The sequence below is a fragment of the Deinococcus malanensis genome, from assembly GCF_014647655.1.
GTDB lineage: Bacteria > Deinococcota > Deinococci > Deinococcales > Deinococcaceae > Deinococcus > Deinococcus malanensis.
The window spans coordinates 50,114-75,677 of record NZ_BMPP01000013.1; the positions used below are offsets into that span (position 1 = coordinate 50,114).

Sequence of the window (25,564 nt, forward strand, 5' to 3'; positions counted from 1 at the left end):
CTTCCTGTTGAGGAGAGTATGAAACAGAAGCTGCGGCCAGGGGGCGCTTTCTCCTGCACAGAAGCGTGCTGTGGTGCGCACCGGACCCGGCGGGCGGCAGGCTTTCATGGCCGGAAGGCCTGTTTCTCGTAAGCAAAGGTTAGGGGGACATGAACCAGTGACTCAGGTAGCTGGTCGACTGCCAGGCCGAAGGACAGGCATCGGCACTATCGAAGTTCAACAGACGGTGTCTGGCCTCCAGGCATGAGACTCTTCAGGATATGTCTGACCGCAGAGGTGATCATGGGCACTGCGCCTGTTCCCGGTGGCCCGTCCCTGGATGTCGGGGGGTGATATGACGACAACGGGCCGGGACGGGGCCGGACCACCTTCCGCCAGAGCAGCGCGACAAGTGGCCTCAGCGGGTCTCGCTCTGCTGGTGGCCGGCCTGCTCGGAGGCGGGGTGTGGTGGTACGTTCAGAAAGATCAGGTGGTCCCTGCCGCTCGCCTAGGCGGTGACTTCCATGCCTTACGTCATCTGCCGGACGGACGCCTCCTCTACGGCCAGCATGCAGGCGTGTCCATAAGCACGGATGGTGGACGCACCTGGAGTCCTGCCGACGGTTCCGGTGACGCCATGGCCCTCGCGACATCTGCACAGGGAGTGGTGATGGCCGGCCATGATGTTCTGAAAGTCAGCCGTGACGGCGCGAATAGCTGGCAGGACACCGGCTTCGGAAACCTGCCGGGCTCGGACATCCACGGTTTTGCCGTGGCGCCCGGTCTCCCAGACGTCTGGTATGCGAATGTCGCCGGTCGGGGCCTGTACCGTACCCGGAACACCCGGGACTGGGAATTCGTCTCCCCAGCGACTGCAGGGGCGATGGCGCTCGCCGTAGGGCCCGGTTCATCTCCGCGCCTGTATGCCCTTACCATGGACGCCGGACTGGTCGTCTCGGACGACGGCACGACGTGGCAGGGCGCTGGAGGGGCGCCGCAAGCCTCCGGTGCTGGCCTGGACGTTCATCCGGTCAGTGGGAACGTGTATATCGCCGGCCCGTCCGGTGTGGCGCGCTCGGAGGACAGGGGAGCGACATGGACAACTCTGAACCTGCCGGAGGGCGCCCTGCTCGTCACGGCGGACCCCCGGGAGGAAAGGAACGTATACGCCGTGGGAGAAAGTGGACTGGTGTACCGCTCGGCCGATGGAGGGAAGACTTGGGCCAACTGAGACCATGGGCGTGGATGGCGGCGTCGGCCGCGATCCTGACGGCGCTAGTGTTTGCCTGGCCGTCTCTGGCTCCGGCGCTGAAGGGCGTGGCACTGGACCTGTACCGCTGGAGCGGCTCCCTGAACGCTGCCGTGTCTGGTCCGGTCAATGCCTTACGCGGCCAGACAGGGACGTCTCTTCTTACGCCGTTCCTTCTGGGCCTGCTGGCCATCACCGCTCCGTGTCAGCTGTCTACAGGTGCCGCTACCCTCGCCTATGTCGCGCGGGACGGAACTGCTGCAGGCGCATGGCCACGCAGCGTGGCGTTCGTCCTGGCGCGCCTGCTGGTCTACCTGCTCCTCGGTGCGGTGGCAGTGGCCGCCTTTGGTGGCACCATGCAGGCTCCGGGGACATTTTTTACGGGAGTCCGGCGGGTGCTCGGCCCGCTGATGCTCCTGGTCGGACTGGTCATGGTGGGAGTCCTTCGCCCTCGATTCTCGGTGGGCTCCCGCTTTGCCGGGTGGCTGGAGTCTCATGCCCGCGCGCGACATGGGACGGCAGGTGCGTTCGCGCTCGGCCTGGCATTCAGTTTTGCGTTCTGCCCCACCTTGTTCCTGCTGTATTTCGGCCTGACCCTGCCCATGGCGCTCACCGCACCCCTTGGCCTGCTGTACCCGGTGGCGTTCGTGCTGGGGATGATGCTTCCGCTGCTCGTCGTGGTTGCGTTTCTGTCCACCCGTGGTGCGGGGCAACCACGCGGGTTGCTGGGCGGCCTGAGGCGTTTCCACCGCCTCGCCACGCCGTTGGCCGGCTCAGTATTGGTGCTGGCTGGCGTGTACGACACTTTCCTTTACTGGTTGCTCTGACGCTGGACAGGGACTGGTGGTGACGAAGGGGCAGATGAAGGCGGTGCTCAGTGACCACTCTTTCAACCAGCGACCGGATAGAGCAGGTAAAAGGCGTCTAGGACACAGTTCCTGCCTTTCATTCAGCCATGACCGGGTGCGTCACAATAGCCGGAGATGGAGCAGACGTATCTTTCCGGGTTTCCGATCGGCGGTCATGTTCGGGTGCTGGGCCTGATCTGTAACGTCGTGGATTCCAGCCGCGAGAGGGCAGGGGAGGCGGTGGCGTCCGCGCACGATGGTCAGTGCCTCCACGACCTGAGAAAGCGACCGGCATGACAGGAGTACGTACCGAACGGCAGAAGGCTGTCGACAAAGCGGTCAAAGTGTTCAGACAGGGGGTTTCGACTCCACACTCCGGAGAAAAGCGCAAGTGCCTTCACGTACTGCTGCGCCTGGTCGAGACTCATCAGGTCGTGCTGTCGGAGCTCGACCCGTCCCTGCCGCGGCGCTGGGACATGGAGCTTCTGAAAATCAGAATCGGGCTGGCAGCCCCGCCCGACCCGTCGCCGGAATCGTCCAGCAGGACAGGGCAGCACCATCGGCCGGGACCAGGAGCGTCAGGACCACGTGCGTCACGTGAACACAGGGCGGCCCACAATGAGTCAGGCCACCCGGGTGCAGCCGTCGACTTTGAGGTGCTGCTGTTCCAGCACCTGGAAGGGGCCGTGCGCAAGCGGCTGCTGCACGGCCCCCGGTTCAGTCAGGGGCTTCTGCAGGCGGTCGCCGGAACCAGCGCATACCCACGTCTGCTGGCGGAGGCGCACGCGCTTGATGTCTCGAACATCGGTGTCGGCCTTGGTGACCAGGCCCTGATGCAGTGGCTCGACCGCATTCTGTCCCGTCAGGGTTCCCGTGTGAAATGCAGGCAGGTGACGCAGACGCTGTTCGATGATCTGGTGTCGTACTGCCGCTTCGAGTATGTGACCCATACCCACGAACACCGGCGGGCCGCGCAGCGTGAGAAAGCCCAGGAGGAGCAGCGCCGGATCGAGGAGATCAGGCGTCAGGCTGCCGAAGCGCGCCGTGACCGGGAACGCAAGGCCGCCAGGGAGCGCCGCAAGGAAGAAGAAGCGCGGCGCAAACGCGACGATGAGGCCGACAGGCAGCGGGCGCAGCACTCCTGGTACTCCAGTAGTGAGACAGCGGGACCAGCCGCCGGGGCGCACGATACGCCCGATGAAGCGGTGGCCCACGCCGAAACGTTTCAGCACCTTTCGGAAGCCCGACTTTACCTGACGGTCGCCAGACAGCAGGCAGGCACACGGGGCAGTGTGCGGTCGTTTACCCGCAACGGTCACTTTGTCGTGGAATTGAGCGGCCCCGCTGCCCTGAAGGACGCCGTTGACCTCGCCTACCACAGGGTGTGGTCCGACCTTCAGAGGAATGCGGAGACGATCCGCTCCGAGGCGGCGTGGGTACGGGACGAGGCCATCCGGCGGGCAGAATCCGTCTACGCCGAGCAGTGCGAGCAGGCCTTCTGGGCTGCGGTGGACCGGTACACGTCGTGACGAGGGAGTCCTGTGTACGGCCGCGTGTCGTGAGAGCGAGGTGTCCGGGGCGCTGCATACGGCTGACATCATGATGTGAGAGGCCGGGATGCCTTCTGCCTTTCGAACGGATCACCCCATAAGCCGGCGGGCCAGAATGCGACGACGGTCTGAGACCTGCGACGTGTCTTCCCTAAGGCCGGGATCCCGGTGACAGGTGTAGTGCAAGGCGCTCCACTGGGGGTGCCGGCCACCCCCAGTGCGCGGGCCGTGGTCCGCTGCCGGTGGCTCAGCGTCCGGGTTCGCCGGGCTGAGGGTAAAACACCAGGGAGACCGGCAGGAACGAGCCTCCCGGTGGAACGAAGGAGAGCCGGAAGGACCTCGAAGACGTTTTCCACAGCACCATGGGATGGTCGCCATTGGTCAGGACACCCGAGCCTGGAATCCGGATGATCTGCCGGTCCTGCCCGTCTTCCACGCTCAGGCCACCCCGGTAGGCACCGCCACGAGGGACGAAGGTCGCAACCGTGCTGTTGCCGGGCACGGTGTTCTCGACCGTGATGTCGTACTGAACACCATAATTACCACTCAGGCGCTGCGCTGCGCCGGTGGTCGCATCCACGCCGATCAGCGCCGTGTCGCTCACGCTGTCCCCGAGAGTCAGCCGAGCAGGAGAGGCTCCCAGCCTCACCGTGAGGCTGCGTACCGCCCCGGGAAACGTACCCCGCTGGTGCTGAGCGTCCGGCGGGAGGACCGGCAGGGCCCTGAGCGTCTCCTCGGTCAGCGGCCGTCCTTCCTCCAGCATGATCACGCTGATGTCGGCTTCACCGCCGATCTGCAGGTCCATCAGGGCCGTGGCCCCCTGTCCCGAGCTGAGCGGTGGACTGGTATAGAGCGCCGTGACCCCCGAAGTGCTGAGCTGCTGGCGTGGGCTCCCGGAGCCCGTCAGAAAATCCAGCACGCTCACCTGGCCTAGCACACTCTCCGTCCGGGTGCCGCCGGCACTGCCCGCCCGCAGCACCTCCACGGAGACTGCGTCGCTGCGGGGTCGCGCGAGCACATACAGTCGGGCCGGCCTGGGAAGGCGGTTGATGTGGTAAGCCACGACGCGCACCCGGCCCGACGCGCGGTCCTGATACAGGACGCCACTCTGACTGGGTGTTTCCGGAGAGTCGCTGAACAGCAGAGGAAACGAGGGCAGGGACTGCGTGACCGGCGTCAAGGCCGGATAGGCGGGGTTGCGGGTGTCCTGAAACGTCGAGCCGACAGGTGTATGCCGGAGCGCGTATGAAAGTGGAGTGTTTACGGGCGCACCCTGCACCTTGATCAGCCGGGTGAACGGCGCACTGGCCTGACCCTTGCTGTTGGTCACCGTCAGCGAGACACGGTGTTCACCGGGGGTAAAGAAGGCCTCCTGCAGACCGTCCCATTTCCGGGCCAGATTCAGCCCGTCCGGGTCGAACGAAAAATCGGTGTAGGTGATGCGTTCCCCAGGGGCATACACGGGCTTGTTGGTGGCAAAGCGGGCTTCTGGTAAACCGGCCATTACACGCCCGGGTGCCGAAGCGGCCGGACCCGGCGAACTGAGGGGTGACCTGGCCGGTGCTGGTGGACTGGCCACCGGGGCCTGATCTTTGGGGACAGCGATTACGGCGAGGCCGCCCCCGGGTCTGGCGACCAGCTGACCGTCCAGTGCATAGGCCAGTAGACGCGCCTCCACCAGCGGATCTCCGCTGGGCGTGACCACCAGGGCGCCTGCGTACGGCACCCCATCGATGGTCATACTGCGGTTGCTGGTCTGGACCACCAGACGTCCTGCCTGGATCAGGCTTCCATTGACCTGCACGCTCCGGCCAAGCAGGGCCGCCGTTTCACGCAGCGGAAGCAGCAGGGCGTCCCCGACCACCTGCGGTGGAGTGCGCAACTGTACAGGTCGGCCCGCCAGGGTCACTTCACCAGTGGGGGAGATCAGCAACTCCGGGCTGGTGGTGGCTGAGGCGGAGGCCGCAAGCATAAGCGCAAGACTCAGGGCACGAAAAGAACGGGGAAACGACACGCGGCCCAGTATGGACGAGCGTACAGAGTGGTTTTTCCGCCTGACCCCCTGGTTCTTCAGGAACCCTTAAGTCACGATGGCCTGGGCAAATTCAGGCTATCCAGTAAAGGAGAGCCACCGGCCAGTCGGACCTCCAGATCTATACATGAGGGGGGACAGAGGCAGAGCGGTCCACCAGTGTTCGTCTGGACTCAGGTGATTCGGCGGCTGCCTGATGCCTCGTCCTTCTGCCCGGTATTGCCTGGATGCCTATTTGCTGGCTTCCTGCATGACTGCAAGCAGCAGCATAAAATTGATACCCAAGAGAATATTTGTGACCCGGGCAACTTCCGCGTCTGGCCACCGTGATTTTGTTTTCCGACGTTTTCGTCTTGCCACAGGGCCGCAAGCCTAGCATCACACGTCAGTGACTAACTCGGAGACTGACCGCAGGCGGCGCATCGGGAGTAGAAGCCGCGTTCGCATAACGTCGGAGAGCAGTTTTCATGCTCGTGGCCCGTCAGACATCAGGCTTTTCTGGATAGAACGGTAAAGCCCAGCGCGCGATGATGTCTTTTTCCAACGATGTGCGGTCCGCCGCAGCCCGGCCAGTGACCGATAGACCTGCAGGCGACAGTCACGCCGTGGAGGTGGGCTGGTCTGTCCACCTTCTGCCACGGGCGGCTTGCGTGCACACGCCACTGCGGCATAAGGATAGAGAGCGGAACCGTGTCAGACGGGGTTCAGATGTAGGGTTCTGCAGCCGTCAGACAACCCACATGCTGTCCAGCAGGAGTTCCACTTGCGGTCCAGCTGCCGCTGCCTGCTGAATGGTCCTTGCGGAGGGCCTCACTGATGAAGGTCAGTTCGCTCAGCAACTGGTGGATGTCTTCGGTCGACTCCATGTCTGCCCGGTTCTGGAGCGCTTCGAGACGGTCAAGCAGGGGCTGGTCTTCAAGGTCGAGGGCCAGTATCCGGGCTGTGGCGATAACGCGTTGGAGGAGCCCTGCCATACCTGAAGCTAAACCATCTGCCGTCACAAACATCTTTCTTGCCCAGGATTTCTCTGGTCCTAAAGGCCATGAACAGGGTCGCCCGCTGCGAAGTGCGGCATGTCTCGCAACGGGCCTGGGCGAGCGCAGTGCGCGCAGTAGGCCGCCAAAACTGGTCTGGCAATCCGCCGCTGCCCGCGTCACTGAGACACTCTACGAACTGGGCGAAACCAGCGCACTCCAGTCGGGACGGGTATTGCTGCGGTCATTCGGGGATGCCCGCGCAGCAATGCTTCACATCATTTGCGTGCAGGTATTGATGAGAACGCCGGTCGTGCTCTGCTGAAGGCGAAATCAGCAGGTGTGATGACGTAGATCATCTGGAACATGCAAATCCCCCTACGTTTTGAAGGGGCAGATGGTCGGCACCCAGGTTCTGGCCGTTCACGAGCGTCGCCTGACACGGCAGTGGTAGAGCGTCATTTGCGCGAAAGGTTAAAAGAGGGCAGGTCGATCTCACGATGCTGGTGGCTGAAGGTCTGTTAGGAGGATGACAGGGGGAAGCTCACCTGCTGCTGCTGCAATGCCTTCATGGATACCCAGAACGAACCGGCTCCCCAGACCAGCGAAGACCTTGAAGTGAGGAAGACCCGCCTTCGACAGGTGATTGATGCTGGCGGAAAAGACACGCTGTCTGAGGATGACTACCTCTTCGCGGTGAAGAATGCGCTGATCCTGGACGGGCAAACCGAAGCCTAAGCCCTGCAGACGGCAAGCCCAGGCAGTTTTCTCATGGCCATGAGCGCCGAGCAACCTGTTGACTTCCTGAGCGCGGTGAACTTAGAAGCTGCGCGGGCGATGGCGCCAATAGCTCTGAACTTCTGACCTGTCCTCTGCCCACGAGGGTACCGGCTGAAAGGCCACCAGTTCTTTTTGAGGCTTCTCCTGGCGGTGGAACGAGGCGGATCTATATTCTGGCCTGCATCTCGAACTGCGCCAAGGTGCCGGAGCTGGACAGTGAAAGCCCTCATTAGCTGCCGTCCATCTCATTGGCCCCATTTGCCCGGTTCCACCTACGCGCCCCGCACACCATGGCCGACCGGGGCAGTATTCGCCGTATGATCGCCATGCACAACATCCGCAGATGGCCTTGAGTCGGGCGAGGGCTGTTTCCGTATCGCCATTGGCAAGGGCCTCCCGGGAGTTAATTTCCATGGTCCATCTGCCGTCTCAGAATAAGAAGGCCACCTTGCGGTCAACAGCCAGGAGAACACCATATGAGCAATGATCGGGAAGAAACGCGTGATCAGACCCACGTGGACGTGAAGGTTCGGATGCCGGACGCCGAAGGGAAGGAAGACAGGAAACCGCGTGACGAGGTGCGGGTAACCCACCACCGCATCAGCGTGGGCGGGCGCGAGATGGCCTACACCGTGACGACCGGGACCATGGTGCTGGCCGAGGAACAGCATTCCAAAACGGGAGAGTCTGAGGGCCACAAGCCACGGGCGCAGGTGTTTTTCGTGGCCTATGCGCTTGACGGTGACCACGATCCGCGCAGCCGGCCGGTGACGTTCAGCTTCAACGGTGGCCCAGGCAGCAGCTCGGTCTGGCTTCACCTGGGCCTGCTGGGACCTCGCCGGGTGGCCATGGGAGACGCCGGTGCGCTGACCGGGCCGCCCTATGACCTTACCGACAACGAATTTACGCTGCTGACCCACTCGGACCTGGTCTTTATCGACCCGGTCAGTACCGGGTACTCGCGTGTGACCGAAGGAGAGAAGCCTGGCGACTTTCACGGCTTTCAGAAGGATATCGAGTCCGTCGGCGACTTTATCCGGCTGTGGACCAGCCGGGCAGGCCGCTGGCTCAGCCCCAAGTTCCTGATTGGCGAGAGCTACGGCACCACGCGGGCTGCAGGGCTCAGCGGTTACCTGCAGGAACGTCACGGAATGTTCCTGAACGGCATCATGCTGATCAGCTCCATCCTGGATTTTTCGACGGTGGATTTTACACCCGGCCATGATCTGCCGTATCTCGTTCACCTGCCGACCGCAGCGGCCAGCGCGTGGTACCACGGCAAAACCAGCCGTGAGCGCTCCCTGGCCGAAGTCCTGCGTGAGGCCGAAGCATTTGCGGACGGCGACTACGCCCGCGCGCTGCATGCCGGGGCGCGCCTTGGACAGGAAGAACGGGAGCAGATTGCCAGACGCTACGCCGAGTTGACCGGACTCAGCACGGAGTTTGTGCTGCGCAACGATCTGCGAGTTACGCTTCCCCGGTTCTGCAAGGAACTGCTGCGTGACGAGGGCCGGACTGTGGGCCGGCTCGACAGCCGCTTTACCGGGATCGACCGGGACATGGGGGGCGAGAGCGGCGAGTACGACCCCAGCATGAGCGCTATTCTCGGGCCCTATACCGCTGCGATGAACCACTATGTCCGGATCGAACTGGGATTCGAGTCGGACCTTCCCTACGAGATCCTGACCGGTCGGGTGCGGCCCTGGAGCTACAAGGAATTCGAGAACCGGCACGTGCGTGTCTCGGACACCCTGCGAAAAGCCATGCACCAGAATCCGCATCTGAAGGTCCTGGTGGCCTCCGGCTATTTTGATTTCGCCACGCCCTATCACGCCACGCGCCACACGCTCGATCACCTGCAGCTCGACCCCGGGCTGCGTGGAAACCTGCGAGAAACTTTCTATGAGGCCGGACACATGATGTATGTGGCGCTACCCAGCCTGGAGCGGCAGGCAGCAGACCTGGCGGCGTTTATTCAGTGGGCACGCGGAATGGAGACAGGTTAAGGAAGGAGAAGATTTACCTGCACCCCCACTGACTTCGATTCCAGGTCACCCGGCTGCCCGTTACACCTGAAACGACCGCCCCTCTGTACCAAGTAGGACTGCACACAGCTGGTCAGGCTCAGGGCCCAACACCAAAGATATTCTCTTCCAAGGGTAAAGCTTTTCGTATCTGCTTCACTTGGCCCAGGCTCTATCCTTGGGCGAGATGCCCGCGCCTTACCGTTACCTGCTGGTCGACGACAATCCGACGGATACGCTTCTTGCTCAGGAAGCTTTCGGGGAAGTCTGTCCAGCCTGCAATCTGACCTGTGTGCAGAGTGGACACGAGGCCCTGGAGCTTCTGAAGGCGGGCGCTGTGAAACCCGACGTCATCCTGCTGGACATCAACATGCCTGGCATGAGTGGCTTCGAGATGCTCGAGCGTCTCAAGAAGGATTCAGAGTTGCGGACGATTCCAGTGGTGATGCTCTCGACGTCGAACGCCCAGAGTGATATCAGCCAGGCGTACAGCCTGCACGCCAGTTCGTACCTTGTGAAGTCGGCCGCCTTTGACACTTTTCTGGAGCAGGTCGAAGCGTTCCTGCGCTACTGGCAGGCCAACCGCGTGCTGGCGGACGAGTCGACCGCAGGCAGATAACTTCGGACATGGGGAAGCCACGAGATTGACGAGCACCTCGGGAGTTGCCGCCGCGCCGTAGTGTGCTGGCGACCGCCTGGAGGTCGTTCCCCGGCATGCCTCTCACCGGAGTGTCGCGGCAGCTGGACCCGGCTCGTTCAATACGGTCAACGCCAGTGCACGCTGAAATTCATGGTGGCTATCCAGAGTATGGGCGGCGCCAGCTTCGGCCAGTTCACGGCTACTTCCGCCGTGCATGTGCCCGCCGGCCAGCAGACCCCACACGGTCGCACCGGCAGCCACACCCGCCTGGACGCCCAGCACGCTGTCTTCGATCACCAGGCACCGTTCAGGCTGGACGCCGAGCCGGGCTGCGGCCACCAGATACAGATCAGGAAGCGGCTTCCCGCGCCCCTGCACATGCGCCGGGTCATACACATGATGGCCTGCGAGGTCAGCCAGCCCCGCCGCCTGCAATTTCAGATGCAGGCGGTCACGCTGGCTGTTGCTGACAACGGCAGTCGGTATTCCCGCTGCCTGCAATGAGCGCAGGCTCTGCTCGGCTCCTGGCAGGGCGGTCACGGTCTGGAAGGCCTGGAGCAACCGGGTATCCAGGCTGGTCTCGAAACTTGCTGGCCTGTCCCAGGCGTGCTCGGTACGCAGCCAGTCGAAGACTCCGGTCAGGGTCTGGCCGATGGCGCCTTTCATAAACGCGTGTGGAGTCAGGCTTAGTCCGTGCTCAGCCAGAACCTCGATCCACACCCTGTTGGCCAGCAGTTCGCTGTCTATCAGGACGCCGTCAAGGTCAAACAGGACCGCACCAAAAGCCGGGTGACTCATGCTACGACACTGTACCTGGAGCGTGAACCATAGGTTTGCTGCGTGAGGCCTGGCCGGGAGAACAGTGGGCCATGGAAGGCCGTATCGTGCCCCCGCGCATCAGCCTCGGCATGCTCGAATTGCGCTCCCGCGTCTCGCATACCCCACGGGCACGCTGCGGAGCTGACTTGACCAGAATCTGGACGGCGCCAGCCTGTCAGGGCAAATCCAGCCATTTCAGGTTGAAGAATGACTGCGGTAACAGCCGATCCTCTATTTCGCGTTGTGCGGCCTGCCGATCCTCGGAGGTGTTCCACGGGCCGGTCAGGAGGAACACCGGGTCGCTCATGGTCTGTGGCGCTTCCAGCACGACAACCATTGCCCGGTGCTGCTCGAAAAGATACGTCGTCAGGACACACAGACCTTCGGGAACCGCCTCCCAATCTTAAGGAACCAGAATCACAGCTGATGGATGCAGAACCGGGCTACACGCCTGGAGAAGGATCTGGGCATCGTCATGCACCTGTCTGAGTTCACTGGCCGGGAACTCCCTTCTGGCTTCCAGGTAGCGGGTGCGCAGGGCCTGGATCTGCGGTGTGAGGATGTCGTGACCTGTATTGGTCACCACAAGCTGGATCTCGGTTAGTGCCCTCAGGGCTGAACGACGAATTGTTTCCAGATTCTCCACTGCTCCGGTAGCGGAGCAAGCTCCGTCACTATTCCTGGTATGCGATTTCCATCGTGAAGGGTTTTCCGGCGGCAGAATTCCGAAAGGACCGGCCCACGGCAGCATGACTCCCGTGCACCGTCACAGGAAGGACCCGCCAGGCCGTGGCGCATCACCTCATCCTCAGAGCCGCACCTGAGCGCAGTTACTTGGGGGAGGCGGGCAGAACCGTAGGGGCCTGCTCCTGCAGTTCGCTGCGGGTGAGGCTGAGGTGGAGTTGCTGGTAGGCCGTGGGATGCCACTCAAAATCACCCGGCGGTAGAAACGAGGGGGCAGGGACCTCGCCTTCAAGGATGGCTTCGAGCGCCTCCGGATGAACCGACCAGGCACTGACCAGCAGCAGCGCTGGGAGGGAATCCGGAGCAATGCCCTGGGCCTTCAGGTCATCATCACTCTGTGCCATCAGTCTGACCGTGTCCCGCGTTTCGTGGTGCCGGAGAGCCGCGAGCCGCACGCCGTTGTGTTGCACATAGTGTTCGAGGGGCAGGCCGAAAGACTGCCTGTACACCTCGGAGAACCACAGGACCCGCCCTTCGGCATTGTGGGCCGTGAGGGGGGTCAGGGTCTCCTGTTCGTGCTGGAACGGCTGACCCTGGCCAAGCAGGTATCCAGCCTCGTTCAGCTCGGCGTGCAGGCCCAGGTGTTCGTCCTGGCTTGGGTTGCTGGGCTGCACCGTATGCGCCAGGAGGTACCGGTCGGCCGGGGTGTTCAAGTCGAAATTGCCCCCACGACCGTAGGCGCGTGGCCCGTTGATAACAAACGTTTCCCTTCCGGCTGGGCCAGTGAGGGTAAAGACATCCACCGGCTGCTGAAGTTCAGTTGGCCTGTGCAGGTTAAGGTCGCCAGCGGGCGTGCTCAGGCGGTAGGTGCCGGGGAACGCGCAGAGATCGGAAATCAGGTGTCGCAGGGGCTGTCGGGCCATGAAAATCAGTGTCTCCCCGGGGTCTCAGTGTGTGGAGGCACATAGTAGCAGCGCAAGCCCGCCGCTACCCTGGGCCCGGTATGACCGCCGCGCGGGAAGTGTTCGGGTATAAACGCCTGGCTCTGAGTGAAAGGCTTGAGCCTCGCCACGGCGCGCCGGTGGCCAGTCAGGCTGAAAGATCCATCGGCGGCTTCGTGCATGGAAGCGAACTGAGCCTGGCCGATGCCTCGCGCCTGACCGGAATGCCGGAATATCTCGAGAGCTGGACCATTGTTCCCCTGACCCGTGGACGGCTGGTGGTGGCCTGGGTGGAAAGTCTGGGCCTGCACGATCTGGAGGTCAGCATGCACTGGCACGAGATCGAGATTATGGCAGCAGAGCTGGAAGGTATCCGGACCGTTCTGCTGGCCTGAGCTTGCCCGGGGGGCAGGGAACGACCAGTCGCCTCGGGGCATGTGGTGATGTTGTCACCTGGAGTAGGGTTTGTCTCGCGAGGTTGTGGTGTGCAGAACTGTTTCCCCAGCAGCCAGACCTGTCCTCTTCATCTTTCGGGGGAGGACACCGGCAGAGCTTACCCTCGACACCCTCTTTACATCGCTCTGAGGTGGTGGAGAACAACCTGCTGGCGATCCCTGGAGAACGCCACCTGAGCCGGAAACTCTGTCCTGAGAAACGGCGCTTCCACGGAATAGGCGTAAACTCTGTGGCAACAGCCGCCAGGGCCGCAGTCAGCGGGGTGCGTCGTTTGCTGGCGTCAATGTGACCGCGTCGATCTGAACACTTCCGGCCTCCTGAATCAACCGCAGATCATTCTCGCCGGACCGGAGCCGAACCGGCGTCGGGCGGGTGCCGAAGCTTTCCCAGGCCCCAGCCGGATAGGTCAGCTTTCTGGTACTGCCGTTCACCGCGAGGCTCTGTGTGGCCGGGCGGCCCGAGCCGTTGGAGTAACGGACGTGCAGAGTGTATGTTCCTGCCCTCGGCACCCGCGCCCGAAGTACGACGCGGTCTCCCCGGCTGTCCAGGCGCGCGGCCCGGCCCCCTGACGCGAGCGAGACCTCCCGGACCTGGACCCCGGTCAGCTGCGCCTGCTCGGCTTCGAATTCGCCGGACGGCAGGGGCCGGGCCTGTCCGAATCCCACGGGGCGTCCGAACCGTGGCGTGCCGTCCGGAGCCCAGGTGAATTTCTGAGCGCGGATGCTGCGGCCACCCCACCCCGAGCCCGCGAGCTCGTTGGCGTGGTACAGATGCCAGTCCTCCGTGCCATCCGGAGACTTGACAAAGCCGTTGTGGCCGGGGGCGTACACACTGGCCTCGTCGTTGCGCGAAAACACACAGCCGTTGGACTTTTTCCAGGCTGCCGGATCCAGAACCTCACCCTGGAGACTCAGGAGGCCCAGGCAGTAGTCGTTGGTCCAGCTGCCGCTGGCGGAATACACCACGAAGACCCGCCCACCACGCACCAGCACCTCGGGTCCCTCGTTGATGTACGGGCTGCCGTTGCGCTCCCAGGGCTGGTCAGGACTGGAAATGAGGACCCGTTCGCCCTGCAGGGTCCATGGATTGCGCATGCGGCTGATGTACAGGTTCTGCTGCACATTGACCCTTCCTTCCCAGCCGGACCACAGGTAGTACCGGTGGCCGTCCGGTGCGCGGAAGACGGCGCCGTCGATGGCCCAACGGTCGGTGGGATCGGTGATCTTCCCTTTGAAGGTGTAGGGGCCACCTGCACGTCTGCTTTCCAGGACGTACATACGGTGGTTCTCATTGCGGCCGTCGTCGGCAGCGTAGTAGATGTACCAGCGGTCGTCCCAGCGCACCAGTTCAGGCGCCCAGAGCTCACAGCACGGTGAATCCGCCTGACCACCCTGCCACACGACGGTCTTCTTGGCGTTGCCCAGCCCGGTCAGGGTCAGGGAGGTGCGGACGCTGATGCCGTCCTGGTCCGACTGGACGAGGTGATAGAAGCGTCCGTCGAAGACGACCGACGGGTCCTGACCCTCGCTCAGAATCGGGTTGCGGAAGGTCTGGGCCGGTGGGCGCGGTCCGACCTGGCTTGCGGTGGTCAGGGTCCCGAGCCCGATGACCACAAGCGCCGCCGAAAGAAGCCGTGAGGGCATAGCCTGATGGTGCTTGACGCTCTTACGCCGGTCAATTCGGCCGTCTTCACGCAGCGGTCACGTCTGCGGGCTGGCGGTGGCGAGCCGAAGCGCTCGTGACCTCAGCCGTATGGCACCTGAACAGATGTGCTTCACACCTCACGCAGGGTGACCACGCGATACGGCGTGTACGTCCACCGTTCCTGGGTGACACCACGCGCCTCCTCAAGAAAATTTGCCGCCTGCCAGCCGCGCACCTCTGGCATAACAGCCCTCAGCTCGCCCCTCGACCCATGCGCGTCGTACACGCGGAGCAGCAGCTTGTCGGCATCCTCGGCCAGCTTGAGGACCCCAAGCTGCACGCCGGCCCCCGCTTCGACGGTCAGCAGTGAACCGCTCTCGGGCCATTCGCCTGCCGGGCCTGCCGGCGCGCTGACGACCGTCAGGGGCGCGTTGAGATCGGTGGCCTGCCCGACCGTGCCGGCCATGCCCTGGCCCCGCCAGTCCCCGGCGTGTGGGAACAGGCTGTAGGTAAAACGATGTTCTCCCTCATCGGCGCCCGGGTCCGGATAGACCGGCCCGCGCAGCAGGGACAGCCCCAGGACGTCGCCGTGCACGCTGTGACCATACTTGCTGTCGTTGAGCAGGCTGAGGCCAAAGCCTCCCTCGCTGACATCTGCCCAGCGGTGGCCCGGCGACTCGAACTGTGCGGCGTCCCAGCTGGTGTTCATGTGGGTAGTGCGCTCAACAGCCCCATAGGCCGACTCGAAGGTGGCGTGCATGGTGCGGACGTTCGCGCGCGTCAAGGCCCGCAGGAACGTGCGGCGCCCGGTCCATTGGGCCCCGGTCACGATGTCGACCCGGCGCATTCCAGGCCGCAGCACGTACGTCTGCGTGACCCGGCTGTTGCCGAGGGTCCGGTCCACCCTGATCTGATGCTCGTCAAGCCGGCGTGGGCGGTCGCTGGCCAGCACTTCCTCCCCTTCCCGGGCGTAGCTGGCATCGACATCCCACGCTTCCCAAGCGCGCGGAACATCCACATAGGCCCACAGCTGATTGCCCCGGATGCTGCCATCCTCCTCCGGACCCAGCGCCTCACGGCCTTCAGATTTGTGCCAGACGCTCCCCAGGGTGCCGTCCTCATTGACCACCACCCGCAGGTGTTCGTTGTCCAGGGTCAGTCCGTCGGCTACCCCGGCCTGTTCCCCGGCCGGCACCCGGGCGTAGCCCAGCGGCGGGACCCAGACTCCCCGGCACTCTCGTTCGGTCAGTGAAAGGTTCCAGGCAACGTCGCCCTCGCCTTGAACCCGCCGGCTGAGGGCCAGAAGGGCCGCGTCCCGGAGCGCTTCCCCGCGCGCCAGAGTCTCGTCCAGCTCCTGGTGCGCGACGTCATAGACGGCCCGGACACTGCTGCCGGGCAGGATGTCATGAAACTGGTTGCGAAGCAGCACCTTCCATAGCCCGTACAGTTCCTCGCGGGGGTACCGGGCGCCTGTCAACCGGGTGGCCAGCGCGCAGGCGGCCTCCGCCTCAGGCAGCACATGCTCGAGCCTGCGGTTCAGCGCTTTCACGCGGCCCTGGGTGGTATAGGTTCCGCGGTGCAATTCGAGGTACTGTTCCCCGACCCAGACGGGCAGCCGGGACCCGTCCACCCGCGCGTAGAAGTCCTCGATGCGGGTCATGTGCAGCCCGGGCAGCCCCGGGAAGCGCTTGAGGCGCTCATACCGGTCGAGCATGTGGCGGGTCGGGCCTCCACCGCCGTCGCCATAGCCGAACGACAGCAGCGACTCGTCGTGCCAGCGCTTGCCCCGGAATGCCTTCCATGTTTCCGCCAGATCAAGGGCCTTGATGTCGCCGTTGTACCCTTCAGCCGGGTTGTAGAACTGGTGGGCAAGCACACGGGTGCCGTCGATCGCCTCCCAGTGATACAGGTCATACGGGAACGGGTTGGTCTCCGACCAGTACAGCTTGGTAGTGAAGAAGTACCGGATTTCACCCTGCTGCAGGAACTGCGGGAGATTGGCCGAGTAGCCGAAGGTATCGGGAAGCCAGCAGACAGACGCGCGCTTTCCGAAGTGCTGCTCGAAAAACCGCTGACCGTGCAGCAACTGGCGCGCCCAGCTCTCGCCGCTGATCAGGTTGCCGTCCGGCTCGACCCACATGCCGCCCACCAGATCCCAGCGGCCTTCCTGGACACGCTTCTGGACTGTGCTGAACAGGTCCGGCGCTTCTTCGAGCAGGAACTCGTACAGCTGGCCCATGCTCTGGTTGAAGGTAAAGTCCGGATATTCGTCCATGAGGGACAGGACGGTCGAGAAGGTCCGCTTGACCTTGTGGCGGGTCTCCGACAGCGGCCACAGCCAGGCCAGGTCAATGTGGGCGTGTCCCGAGAGGGCCAGCTGACCTTCCGCCGGATAGCTGAGCAGCAGTTGTTCGCGTCCCTCGCGCAGCACATCGCGCGCTGCTGACAGCTGAGCGCGCCAGCCGTCGGGATACGGCGCCGGGGCCGGCTGCTCAAAGTTGTATTCGTCCCACAGGCCACCAAGCCGGGTGCGCTCGGCGGTCCCCCAGCTGAGGCGCGCCAGATACGTGCCGGAATCATGACGCTCCAGGGGGATGAGGGCAAACGCTTCATCCAGGAGGTCAAGCACCCTGGCGGCAATGGGATCACGGTTCATGGCGATCAGCTGAGCCGCTCCGTCCAGGGACGCCAGCAGGTCTTCATACACGGCCCCGACATCGTGATCTGGCACGTACAGCCTCAGGGCACGCAGGGCCGGGGTGCGCTCAGGTGTACCGAACAGGCCTTTCGGGCTGGCCAGGATGCGCAGCTGCAAGGTTTCCCCACCAGCCGCCCGGGTCAGCAGCAGGTGGTCACGGTGAAAGGGATTGAGTCCGCCGATGGCACGCCCGTCGAGCTCGACCAGCGCCTCGCCCCCTGGATCGGCGTGCAGCATCACGCACTGCCCGGCCCACTCCGGCGGAATGGAGATGCTGAAGGTCAGGCTGACCGGAAACGCACGCGACGGCCACCCCTGACCGACGGCCAGGGTGCTGGTCTTTCCTGTGACGTCAGAAAACTTGACCTCCTGGATGGGGAGCTGAGCATGGTCCCGCCAGCCGGCCAGCTCATGAAGGCGGTTGGTCAGCCGGTCGAGCTGTTGCTTCAGGGTCAGGGCAGAGTTTCTGGGCGTCATAGTCGTCCTCCGGCTGGGTGCAAAGGGTGCTTGTCATGCCCGAACATCTGACTGCTTAAGGAGATCCGGGACCGCAGCTGAACCTGTCGAATGTCTTCAACACTACCAACCCGGCGCGGATAATTCCTGGAAGCGCACCGGGAGCATGGGCACTGGTGGTCGCTACGGAGCTGTCATACCGTAAAAATGCAGCCACCGCTGAAGCGGCCTTTAGGCTGTCCGGTCGAGTTCCCGAAAACCGTCGACTTCGTCCAAATGACCCCTGAGCCTGATCCGAACCGTAGATCAAGACGGCAGTCCTGAAGAATGCCGTCCGGGAAGAGCGAGATTTCTACCTGATCCGGTAGGTGGTGCACGTGCAGGTTTCTTTGAGCCTTTGCTCGTGTCTTCAAGTGAATGACCTTCACAGTGATTGAGCAGGGGAGAGGGCCAGGGTACGGCGCAACCAGTCGATCAGCGTGACGTCTACCTCCTGCCGGCAGGCGTCCAGGCCATGCCTGCATCCCGGGAACAGGTGAAGTTCTTTCGGGTCCCCAGCCTGCTCGTACAGCAGGCGTGAGCACGCATCGGGCAGCACCTCGTCCGCGCTGCCGTGAAGCAGCAGCAGCGACCTCGGGCTCAGATCCCTGACCGCCTCGGCCCCATAGGTCTGGCTGCTCAGGGCGGCTACCCCCACCACGGCGTCACTGTTGGCGCCCGCATTGATCACCACCGCTCCACCGAACGAGTGCCCTACCAGCACGAGCCGCGCACTTCCCAGCGTTCGCAGGAACGCTACCCCGACCAGCACGTCCAGGGTGCACTCCATCAGGTGGTTAGGCTGCCTGTAGTCGAGGCGCAGGGACGTGACGCCCGCCGGGGCGAGCTGCCCTGCGAGCCGGGTGTACAGGCCACCAGCCGGGCCGCCCAGGCCTCCTCCGGCGCCGAAAACCCACACGATCCCTGCTGTTCCTGGTCCATCCGGAGGCTCGTGGAGCCGCGCATCTATCGCTCCACGGCTGGTATGCAGGGTAATTATTCTGGCGTTGTCTTCCCGGCCATGGTCTTCCTTCCGGTGCATCTCGATGGTGTAGGTGTGTTCCTCTGGCATGGTGATCCTCTCAGGAATTCGGGTGGAGTGAGATCTTGCCGGCGCCGGGACAGGTTGATAGCCATGGAAACCAGCCACTCTGATCGGACCGACCCTGAATGGCGGATCAGGGCGCACGGGGATGAGTGTTGCAGGGGCGATGGCCCATGGCACAGGGTGAAGGCGGGGCCGCGCTTTCAAGGCGCCGGCTATGGCTGTGCGGAAGGCTATTGCGGTGGGGCCTGCCTCCCATCCAAGGCGAGGATCTGTCCTTCTCTGCTGTCACAGTTGGATGCGGTTTGAGTTCACCCACCTTGAGTACGGCGTTTTGCCGTAAGGGGCGCCAACCGAGCTGAGTCTAGCCCTCGCCGGTGATCCCTGCTACGGCGCCAGAGCGTTCGACGCCGGAGTCGACAACTCCTTTACGGAAGGCAGTCGGCTGGAGGACCACCTGAAGCTAAGCTTCGATGGGACTTTGCGCGACATCCTGCTTTCACACAGGGCCGAGAACGAGGTCACCGATCTGTTACATGAGCTGGGGCTCAAGGGGCCTGGTGCAGCGACCGTCCGGCGGCCTCAAAGATCGGGTGGGCAGGTCCGGCGCGCAACTTTTGTGGGGCTGGAAATGCGGATCTGAGGATTCAGCCCTCATCCCTGGACCACGAGTGCGTTGAGCAGGCTGGGGCTGGCGAGACTCTGTTTGAGGTCAGGCCCGGAATCCCGGCTCCTGGACCCGGTAGACATAGATCCCGTCGTGGCGACCCTCCCCGGTGCCGCATTCCGCCCGGTAGGTGAGGCCATTCACCTCATCGACCAGTTCGTAATGGCAGGGCTGGCCTCCTGAGGCTTCGAATTTCACGATCCGGAGGGTGCTCCCTTCGTCGATGGCCAGGCACTCAGATTGCAGCACCCGGCCGCGCCCCGGATCGCGGTCGTGCTGAACTTTGACCAGTACATAGTCCATAAATCACATTGCACCCTCTGGACGGTAAAATTCAGTTACCTCTTCACTCTTGTGGTCGGAAAACCGGCTGTGAGCGCGCTGTCAGGCTGCATTGGGAATGCGTGTAGTGTTTATCTTCTGCCCCTGCCCGATGTACGGACGAGGGACACGCGCCAGCGGTGAGAAGCCAGCCGTACCGGCGTCTGCGGACTCTCGGCTGGCTTCTGTGTGGAGGCCGCTGGTGATCACACAGGCAAACCCGTTGACCACTGCGGCGTTAAACTGCCGGCCACATTGTGCGGTGAGTTCTGACACCTCCTGGGCCTGGGTCCACGCAGGCCTGCAGGGACGCTCGCCTGTCAGTGCGTCACACACTTCGCAAACGGCAAAGATCCGCGCCGGGAGCGGGCTGGAGCTGCTTCCGGCAGACGATCGGGGGAGCCTGTCTCATCCCAGCGTTCATGATGGTGCCCGAGCACCTGCAAGGCACCCTGAAACGTCGTGGGGATGCGGGCGGCAATTTCGTGACCAGCGGCGAAATGCGTCTGCTTCAGGTTCCAATAGGGATTGGTACCGTCGGACACCATTCCTGAACATACTAATCGGGCAGGATTACGTCATGACCGAATTGTCTCTGCAGCCTCTGCTTCTGCTTCATGTGCCTCCCTGCCATGAGGTCGACCCGCAGGCCCTGGCTGATCTTCTGGAGCTGGTCAGCGAGGGGTACGGGGCCAGCGTGCTGGTCAACCCCCGCACAAGCAGTGAGGTCATGCCTCCACCACTGCTCCTCGGACGCTGGGGCGACCGGGATCCTGGAGATATCCTTCTGGAACTTCAGCCCACCATCAACAGGGTGTTTTTCAACCTCGACTGGCTTGCCGGTGTGAGTTGATCCTCATGTGGAAGGCAGGTGCCCGAACAGGACACTTTGCTCTGCATCCTCATTGCATTCAGCTTCAGGCACTGCACGCAGCAAGGCGGCACTGATCTTCCCGTGCTGTTTTCCCGGTAACCTCAGTCATGACCCATCCCGCGACTATTCAGAGCCCACTCCATGAAGGAGCGCAGGTCGTCACGCACTGCGGACAGTGTCTGTTGGTCCATCACTTCAACACAGATGACCTGGTGGACGAGCCTCTGGCTGCGCGTGCACTGCATCTGGTCAATCTCGGACCAGGTCTGGTGTTCCTCAATGCCGTGACGATCAGGCGGGCAGAACACGGGGAGTTGCAGGATTACGGGTTCAGGGTAGGGGCGGTGGTCGAGCCGGGCACACCTTTCGAGTTGATGACTTCGGCACGGATGCTGGACTTTCTCAGAAGCATCGGCGCCCCGCCTCCTTCCGAAGGTCCCGCTGAGCTCACGGTCTACGATCTGACGGTTCAGTTCTTTACCGCGCAGGGACCTCAGGAACTGCGGGTGGGCCTGCGGGCAGGAACAGTCGGCCATCAGGTGGGTACCTACTTTGTCACGGTGGTCTATGACTGATAGGCTCAGTGTTTAACCCCGGAAGGCATCGGGTGTGGCTGGCAGCTTACGGGCGGTTCTTAGCCGTTCGTGCTCAGCCCCCACAGGTCCGTCCGTTCATCGCTCAACGTCCGTGACCGCCTTGCCTTCGTCCCTGCTGCGGAGTTCTGGGGGCCCTTCGACCCGACTTGAAACCCGAAACTTACACATTCAACTGGAATCCTTGGGCTTGCCTCTCCGTGAAGCGTGCCAAGATCGACTGCTGACCCGAGTGTGTTGGGGGTGGTGCAGCCGGAGCCGTGTAGCTGCGGAGTCCTGATACCAGGGCCGTGTGTTGGCCTGGGGTTCCGGCCTTTGGAGCACTCCCGCCCGACTGGCCGTGTCACAGGGATCTGAGGACTTCGCCTCCTGTGCGTGCTTTTATGGTGGCTGAATGTCCGAACCAGGCGAGTCACTTACCACAGAAGCCTTTGACGACCTCCTCCAGGAAATCCGGGTGCTGCTTTCCGGTTCGCAGGTGCTGACGGCGTTTCTTGTCACGCTTCCATTCAGCAGTGGTTTCGCGCGCCTGGATGCGGCGGAACGCAATGTCTATGCCGCGACCTTCCTGACGGCCCTGCTGAGTCTCATCGTGTTCGCGACGCCAGCCGCGTACCACCGTCTGGTCTGGCCGGTTCCAGACCGGCTGCGCTTCAAGCAGCTTGGAACCCGGCTGGTTGTGGTCGGCCTGATTCCGCTGTCAGCCTCGTTGATTCTGGCCACCCACCTGGTATTGAGCGAGGTGCTGGGTGAACGGAGAACCAACACCTTTACAGCGGCTGTCGCGTTGGCGATCGGTGTGCTGTGGTGGGCGTGGCCGCTGGTCAGGCGCCTGCGCACACGTGCTCGTGCTGGCGCACAGGAAAGATAATCGCAAGTGCGTGTTCCCGCAGAGCCCAGGGCAATGGTCTGGTGAACCCCGTACCCTGTTGGTACAGGGTGCCCTGCTTGCACCACTTTGTCAGGAGCACGTCCAGGTGTGATGCTGTCCACGTCTGACCCTGCTGGTTCACACCGGGTCTGTCCTGAAAGGAGATCCCCATGACGAACAACCTTCCCAGCCGATTTGCCGACCGCGTGGTGCTTGTGACAGGGGCAGCCGGTGGTATCGGCCGCTCCGTCGCCGAGCGCTTCGCCAGTGAGGGCGCGCAGGTGGCCGTGAACGACGTGCATGAAGACGCGGTGCGGGCGGTCGTACAGGGCATCATGGACGCCGGTGGGAGCGCTCTCGCCGTGCCCGCCGACGTGTCGGACGCCTCGCAGGTCGACACCATGTTCGCGCAGATCGAGGCGACCCTCGGGTACGTGGACGTGCTGTATAACAACGCCGCTCTGATCGACACCGCGCGGCACTTTCTGGAGGCCGACGAGGCGTGGTGGGACCGCATTATTCAGGTGAACCTGAAAAGCGTCTTCCTGTGCTCCCACCGGGCCGCCCGAATCATGGTCCGGCGTCGGCGGGGCGTGATCATCAGCACCTCGTCGGGTGGTGCGACCCGGGCTCACAGGGGAAACGTCGCCTATGACGCGACCAAGGGAGGCATCGAGGCGATGACCCGTGCCATGGCGCTGGATCTGGCGCCCTACGGCGTGCGGGTCAACGGGGTCGTGCCGGGATTTATCAACACCTACGGGCTCACCGACGAGCAGTTACGCGTCAGAGAGAAAACGGTCCCGCTCGGACGCTATGGGGTGGCTCAGGACATGACCGGGGCGGCGCTGTTCCTGGCGTCTGATGACGCGGCCTACATCACCGGGCAGTTCATTGCGGTGGACGGCGGGGTGCTGGTCCAGCAGCGTTCGGCCAACGTGGATACCTTTCCGGTCGAGGGCTTTCCGGTGGTGGAGGCCGACCTTCCTTGACGGGCCGCCTGCAGGCGGACATCGCCGTGATCGGGGCGGGCATCATCGGTGCGGCCAGCGCGTGGCGGCTTGCGCAGCGCGGTCTGAATGTCCTGGTCCTGGAGCAGGGAAGCCCCGCCTCAGGATCGACCGGCAAGAGTGCTGCCGGTGTCCGGGCCCAGTTCGCCACCGAAACCAACATCCGTCTGTCGCAGGCCAGCATCGAGGAATACGCCAGCATGCCGGAGTCGGGGTACAGCCGGGGCGGTTACCTACTGATGGTGCCTGAGGCCCAGTGGACGACGCATCTGGACAGTGTCACCCTGCAACACCGCCTGGGTGTTTGCACTGAAGTGCTGACGCCCGCCGAAGCGCAGGACCATGTGGTGTTCGAGCCTGCAGGAGTGGGCGGATGCACCTACTGCCCCACGGACGGTTCGGTCGATGCCCATGGACTCACCATGTCGTACGTCACGCAGGCCCGGGAGGAAGGCGCGCGCTTTGTGCTGGATACGGCGGTTCAGCGTATCCGGCGGGAAGGAGAGGTGTGGCAGCTGACCACATCGCAAGGAAACGTGGAAGCGCCGCTGCTGCTCAATGCGAGTGGAGCCTGGGCAGGAGAGGTCGGCGCCATGGCCGGCTTGCACATTCCGGTTCACCCCGCACGCCGGATGGTGTTCACGACCGGCCCACTGAAGCTGCCGCGCCGGCTGCCCATGGTGTTTGATCTGGGCAGTGGGGTGTGGCTGCGTTCGGAAGGCGAGCGGCTGATTCTGGGGCGTGCTGACGTGTCAGACACAGGGTGGCGTGAGGGGATGAACTGGAGCTGGCTGGAACCTACCCTGGACATGGCCATGAGGCGCTTTCCCTGGCTGGAAAGCGCCTCGCTGGACCGGCGTGCAAGCTGGTGGGGATATTACGAGGTTACACCGGACGGTCAGGCCATCATTGGCCGCATGCCGGGTGTGGACGGCTGGCTCAACGCGTGTGGTTTCTCAGGGCATGGGGTCATGCACGCCGCCGCAGTGGCCCGGGTGGTGGCGCAGGAGGCAGTAGGAGAGACGCCCTTTATCGATATCGCCCCACTGAGGTACGAGCGCTTTGCTCAGACCAGGGGCAGAATGACGGATATTCAGGTGTAGTGCCGAAATTGAGCCGTGGCGCCTTCCGGGTCAGCCGACCTTCAGACGGTTACGCCTCAGTCCACGATAAACAGGGTGGCGCCGCCGCGGGAAGACGAGCGGTGGGCCTCCGCGCCGTCCGCAACCTGGTAGCTCATGCCGGGAGTCAGGGTGAAGAAGCGGCCATCCTGGAGTTCTGTTTCCAGTTGCCCCTCCAGGACCAGCAGGATGTGCCCTTTACTGCACCAGTGGTCCGCCACGTACCCTGGGGTGTACTCGACCTTCCGGACCCGGATCCCGCCAAAAGTCCGGGTCCGCCAGCGTGCCAGGCCCCGTTCGCCGGGATGAGTGGTCTCCTCGACCCGGGCCCAGTCGGTCGTTCCGAAGGGGATGTCCTGCATGTGCATGCACCCAGCGTACTGTTCTGAGGCTGACCTGTGGCCCGGCGCCAGTCAGCGCGTTCCAGGACCTTCCCGTAAGGCTGCAAGCAGGTCGCGGCCGTCCCACTGGCCCCGGACATCCAGCACACCAAAGCGGGCAAACAGCTCCTCGCGGTACCAGCCCTCAGTGTGGGTCCGCGTCATGACCTCGCGGTGTTCCGCGCTTCCATAGGCGAACGCGTGCATGTCCTGTGCGCGGCGCCAGATGCTGAACGTCGCCTGATGGAACAGGGGGACCTCACCTGCACCGACCGATGCCAGCAGCCCGGGCTGCGAACCCAGGTGCTGCTGCGACGCAGGGACGGCGCGCCAGAAGCTCACCATTCGTGCCGGACGAATCGCCGCGCGGGTCAGGACAGCCACTGGACTTTCGGAGCCCCCGCCTGCTCCCGCCGCTGGAGGCCCCAGGGGCTCGACGCCACCCCACCGTCCACGCCAGCGGTCCGGACGAAGCACGACCGTGCAGCTTCCGGTCAACCACCCACGCTCCTGCTGCCGCCAGGCGCTGGCCTCAAATCTGTCGAGCGCGTCGAGCGAGGACCATACAGCAAAGCGTGCCCATCGTCGCAGGTCGGCATTGAGTGTCAGGTCCGCTCCACGCCCGGTTCCCAGCAGACGGTAGAACGTCAGCCCAGGGACGCTGTGCAGGTGCAGATGATCGGTCCCCATGCGGATCAGGCCCCGCCATGCCTGCCGCGGCTGATACGTGTTGAGGGTCAGGCTGGCGACCTGGCTGCCCGGAGCAGAAGGGACACGCGTCATCTGCGGAGCCTACCGTGGCGCGCTCCGGCTCCACGCGCATTGCGACAAAACAGAACTGACAGCGGTATTCGGTTCTGTGGACGGGA

The 25,564-nt window shown here is 63.6% G+C and carries 25 protein-coding genes; 14 read left to right on the plus strand and 11 right to left on the minus strand.

What is annotated here, in order from left to right; translation table 11 throughout:
• The first annotated feature begins 334 nt into the window (after positions 1–334).
• From IEY49_RS14720 to IEY49_RS14730, 3 genes are all read left to right on the plus strand, one after another.
• On the plus strand, positions 335–1,210 hold the full coding sequence (locus tag IEY49_RS14720; RefSeq protein ID WP_189010159.1) for a WD40/YVTN/BNR-like repeat-containing protein: 876 nt from the start codon (positions 335–337) through the stop codon (positions 1,208–1,210).
• Positions 1,198–2,055 (plus strand): urease accessory protein UreH domain-containing protein, encoded by an 858-nt coding sequence (locus IEY49_RS14725; RefSeq protein WP_229780826.1) that lies wholly within the window; start codon positions 1,198–1,200, stop codon positions 2,053–2,055. Before IEY49_RS14720 ends, IEY49_RS14725 begins: the two co-directional genes overlap by 13 nt.
• Positions 2,056–2,732: 677 nt before the next feature.
• Positions 2,733–3,605 carry a hypothetical protein gene (locus tag IEY49_RS14730; protein WP_229780827.1) on the plus strand — a complete coding sequence of 291 codons (873 nt, stop codon included), beginning with the start codon at positions 2,733–2,735 and terminating at the stop codon, positions 3,603–3,605.
• Between the two features lie 268 nt (positions 3,606–3,873).
• Here IEY49_RS14730 and IEY49_RS14735 read toward each other — a convergent pair whose 3' ends face one another.
• On the minus strand, positions 3,874–5,640 hold the full coding sequence (locus IEY49_RS14735; RefSeq protein WP_189010160.1) for a PKD domain-containing protein: 1,767 nt from the start codon (positions 5,638–5,640) through the stop codon (positions 3,874–3,876).
• 722 nt (positions 5,641–6,362) lie between these two features.
• On the minus strand, positions 6,363–6,632 hold the full coding sequence (locus IEY49_RS14740; protein WP_189010162.1) for a hypothetical protein: 270 nt from the start codon (positions 6,630–6,632) through the stop codon (positions 6,363–6,365).
• A 570-nt stretch (positions 6,633–7,202) separates the two neighbouring features.
• Between IEY49_RS14740 and IEY49_RS14745 the strand changes: the two genes are divergently transcribed.
• From IEY49_RS14745 to IEY49_RS14755, 3 genes are all read left to right on the plus strand, one after another.
• The gene (locus IEY49_RS14745) at positions 7,203–7,370 is read left to right on the plus strand and encodes a hypothetical protein (RefSeq protein WP_189010164.1); all 168 of its coding nucleotides are present in this window, start codon (positions 7,203–7,205) and stop codon (positions 7,368–7,370) included.
• 518 nt (positions 7,371–7,888) lie between these two features.
• The gene (locus tag IEY49_RS14750; RefSeq protein ID WP_189010166.1) at positions 7,889–9,418 is read left to right on the plus strand and encodes a S10 family peptidase; all 1,530 of its coding nucleotides are present in this window, start codon (positions 7,889–7,891) and stop codon (positions 9,416–9,418) included.
• A gap of 205 nt (positions 9,419–9,623) precedes the next feature.
• On the plus strand, positions 9,624–10,055 hold the full coding sequence (locus IEY49_RS14755) for a response regulator (RefSeq protein ID WP_189010168.1): 432 nt from the start codon (positions 9,624–9,626) through the stop codon (positions 10,053–10,055).
• A 102-nt stretch (positions 10,056–10,157) separates the two neighbouring features.
• On the opposite strand, the gene IEY49_RS14760 is transcribed toward IEY49_RS14755, so the two are convergent.
• Together IEY49_RS14760 and IEY49_RS14765 are read right to left on the minus strand one after the other, a co-directional pair.
• Positions 10,158–10,874: an HAD family hydrolase gene (locus tag IEY49_RS14760; RefSeq protein ID WP_189010170.1), complete on the minus strand. Its 717-nt coding sequence runs from the start codon at positions 10,872–10,874 to the stop codon at positions 10,158–10,160.
• Positions 10,875–11,070: 196 nt separating this feature from the next.
• Positions 11,071–11,232, minus strand: coding sequence for a hypothetical protein (locus tag IEY49_RS14765; RefSeq protein WP_189010172.1), 162 nt, complete (start codon positions 11,230–11,232; stop codon positions 11,071–11,073).
• Between the two features lie 93 nt (positions 11,233–11,325).
• On the opposite strand from IEY49_RS14765, the gene IEY49_RS14770 reads away from it, so the two are divergent.
• Positions 11,326–11,499, plus strand: coding sequence for a hypothetical protein (locus tag IEY49_RS14770; RefSeq protein WP_189010174.1), 174 nt, complete (start codon positions 11,326–11,328; stop codon positions 11,497–11,499).
• 226 nt (positions 11,500–11,725) lie between these two features.
• On the opposite strand, the gene IEY49_RS14775 is transcribed toward IEY49_RS14770, so the two are convergent.
• Positions 11,726–12,502: a hypothetical protein gene (locus IEY49_RS14775; RefSeq protein ID WP_189010176.1), complete on the minus strand. Its 777-nt coding sequence runs from the start codon at positions 12,500–12,502 to the stop codon at positions 11,726–11,728.
• An 80-nt stretch (positions 12,503–12,582) separates the two neighbouring features.
• On the opposite strand from IEY49_RS14775, the gene IEY49_RS14780 reads away from it, so the two are divergent.
• Complete coding sequence (locus tag IEY49_RS14780) at positions 12,583–12,915, plus strand: hypothetical protein (RefSeq protein WP_189010178.1); 333 nt, start codon at positions 12,583–12,585, stop codon at positions 12,913–12,915.
• Positions 12,916–13,230: 315 nt separating this feature from the next.
• On the opposite strand, the gene IEY49_RS14785 is transcribed toward IEY49_RS14780, so the two are convergent.
• The 4 genes from IEY49_RS14785 to IEY49_RS14800 form a co-directional block, all read right to left on the minus strand.
• Positions 13,231–14,619, minus strand: coding sequence for a family 43 glycosylhydrolase (locus tag IEY49_RS14785; protein ID WP_189010180.1), 1,389 nt, complete (start codon positions 14,617–14,619; stop codon positions 13,231–13,233).
• 131 nt (positions 14,620–14,750) lie between these two features.
• Positions 14,751–17,795 carry an alpha-mannosidase gene (locus IEY49_RS14790; protein ID WP_189010182.1) on the minus strand — a complete coding sequence of 1,015 codons (3,045 nt, stop codon included), beginning with the start codon at positions 17,793–17,795 and terminating at the stop codon, positions 14,751–14,753.
• Between the two features lie 403 nt (positions 17,796–18,198).
• The gene (locus IEY49_RS14795) at positions 18,199–18,885 is read right to left on the minus strand and encodes an alpha/beta hydrolase (RefSeq protein ID WP_189010184.1); all 687 of its coding nucleotides are present in this window, start codon (positions 18,883–18,885) and stop codon (positions 18,199–18,201) included.
• Between the two features lie 685 nt (positions 18,886–19,570).
• Complete coding sequence (locus IEY49_RS14800; protein ID WP_189010186.1) at positions 19,571–19,828, minus strand: hypothetical protein; 258 nt, start codon at positions 19,826–19,828, stop codon at positions 19,571–19,573.
• Between the two features lie 440 nt (positions 19,829–20,268).
• On the opposite strand from IEY49_RS14800, the gene IEY49_RS21685 reads away from it, so the two are divergent.
• The 6 genes from IEY49_RS21685 to IEY49_RS14830 all read left to right on the plus strand — a co-directional run bounded on the left by IEY49_RS21685 (position 20,269) and on the right by IEY49_RS14830 (position 24,297).
• Entirely contained in the window at positions 20,269–20,400 is a 132-nt protein-coding gene (locus IEY49_RS21685) for a hypothetical protein (RefSeq protein ID WP_268239058.1), read from the plus strand.
• A 26-nt stretch (positions 20,401–20,426) separates the two neighbouring features.
• Positions 20,427–20,699, plus strand: coding sequence for a hypothetical protein (locus tag IEY49_RS14810; RefSeq protein ID WP_189010189.1), 273 nt, complete (start codon positions 20,427–20,429; stop codon positions 20,697–20,699).
• Between the two features lie 128 nt (positions 20,700–20,827).
• Complete coding sequence (locus IEY49_RS14815) at positions 20,828–21,295, plus strand: hypothetical protein (RefSeq protein ID WP_189010190.1); 468 nt, start codon at positions 20,828–20,830, stop codon at positions 21,293–21,295.
• A gap of 412 nt (positions 21,296–21,707) precedes the next feature.
• The gene (locus IEY49_RS14820; RefSeq protein WP_189010191.1) at positions 21,708–22,184 is read left to right on the plus strand and encodes a DUF6328 family protein; all 477 of its coding nucleotides are present in this window, start codon (positions 21,708–21,710) and stop codon (positions 22,182–22,184) included.
• 170 nt (positions 22,185–22,354) lie between these two features.
• The gene (locus tag IEY49_RS14825) at positions 22,355–23,176 is read left to right on the plus strand and encodes an SDR family NAD(P)-dependent oxidoreductase (RefSeq protein WP_189010192.1); all 822 of its coding nucleotides are present in this window, start codon (positions 22,355–22,357) and stop codon (positions 23,174–23,176) included.
• Positions 23,173–24,297 (plus strand): NAD(P)/FAD-dependent oxidoreductase, encoded by a 1,125-nt coding sequence (locus tag IEY49_RS14830; protein ID WP_229780828.1) that lies wholly within the window; start codon positions 23,173–23,175, stop codon positions 24,295–24,297. The genes IEY49_RS14825 and IEY49_RS14830 overlap by 4 nt, the downstream gene beginning before the upstream one ends.
• A gap of 56 nt (positions 24,298–24,353) precedes the next feature.
• Here IEY49_RS14830 and IEY49_RS14835 read toward each other — a convergent pair whose 3' ends face one another.
• Together IEY49_RS14835 and IEY49_RS14840 are read right to left on the minus strand one after the other, a co-directional pair.
• Positions 24,354–24,683, minus strand: a complete 330-nt coding sequence (locus IEY49_RS14835) for a DHCW motif cupin fold protein (protein WP_189010193.1) — start codon at positions 24,681–24,683, stop codon at positions 24,354–24,356.
• A 45-nt stretch (positions 24,684–24,728) separates the two neighbouring features.
• On the minus strand, positions 24,729–25,478 hold the full coding sequence (locus tag IEY49_RS14840) for a spheroidene monooxygenase (RefSeq protein ID WP_189010194.1): 750 nt from the start codon (positions 25,476–25,478) through the stop codon (positions 24,729–24,731).
• Positions 25,479–25,564 lie beyond the last annotated feature (86 nt).